The following is a 940-nucleotide window of genomic DNA, read 5'->3' on the forward strand; positions in this document are numbered from 1 at the left end:
AGTACCGGCAGTTCGAGATCCGCCCTGACCCGCCACACCAGTGCCGCCCCTGTCTGAGCCGCGGCATTCCACAGCCCGTAGCTGTACACGCCAGCGTCGGCGAGTACCAGCATGCCGGGCTCGAACGCGCGCAGCAGCCCCACGACCTGCGCTCGTTCCTGCTTCTTCCACGGGTCAATCTCGGCGGCGACCACAGCATGGGTGCCGCATTCGACCAGCGCCGTGGTCCGAGCTTGCGGGAACGGCGCCGGATTCTTCCCGCCGCAGCGGCCGAAACCCTCCTCGTTGTCCTGGGTATCAGGAAGGTTGAAAATCACACCGTCAATGGCCATCACCCGAAACCCACGAAGCCACGCACCCGGCGTGGACCGTTTCGCCATCGGCAGAGCCACTCGATCGAACAACAATCGCAGCGGCTCCTCACCCAATCGCATCCGAGCCTTCGAGATAGCACCAACCGTAGGCACCGTCCATTCCTTCCGCCAGGAACCGACGGCCCGCAGCCCATGGGTCAGTTTACGCATGACCTCTTCGTAGCTGTCCCCGAAAAACAAACACAACGCGAGCACATAGTAAACCACGACGCGCGCGGGCAACAACCGGACCCGCTTTTCTTTTCGATCCGCAGCCGCGATCGCCTCATCCACCAGATCACGATCCACCAACCGCGTCAGGACGCCAATACCGATCGCGTCCGTCAAACGCCCATGGTCACTCACGATCGACTGCAAATCGCGCATCACGCCCACGCAGAGAAGCTACCTCACAGCACACTACAATCAAGGACAACCCGGCCGCAGTCAGACACAAGATTCGCTAAGTAAGTGGCATTGGCCCTGGGGGACGTGCCCTTGGCCAGCGTAGCCACCGGCGGCAGTGCGGGCTGGTGGCGTGGGGCGGGCTGGGGACAACGGGGTGGGTTGTGGGTAGGTGGGGCGAG

General features: G+C 63.2%; 1 protein-coding gene. It reads right to left on the bottom strand.

The features are described from left to right. A partial coding sequence (locus F0L68_RS38610) for an IS4 family transposase (protein WP_223199523.1) occupies nucleotides 1-740 on the bottom strand: 740 nt, incomplete at its 3' end. Between the last annotated feature and the right edge of the window lie 200 nt (nucleotides 741-940).

The organism is Solihabitans fulvus (assembly GCF_008386585.1).
In the GTDB taxonomy this organism is placed as follows: Bacteria; Actinomycetota; Actinomycetes; order Mycobacteriales; family Pseudonocardiaceae; genus Solihabitans; species Solihabitans fulvus.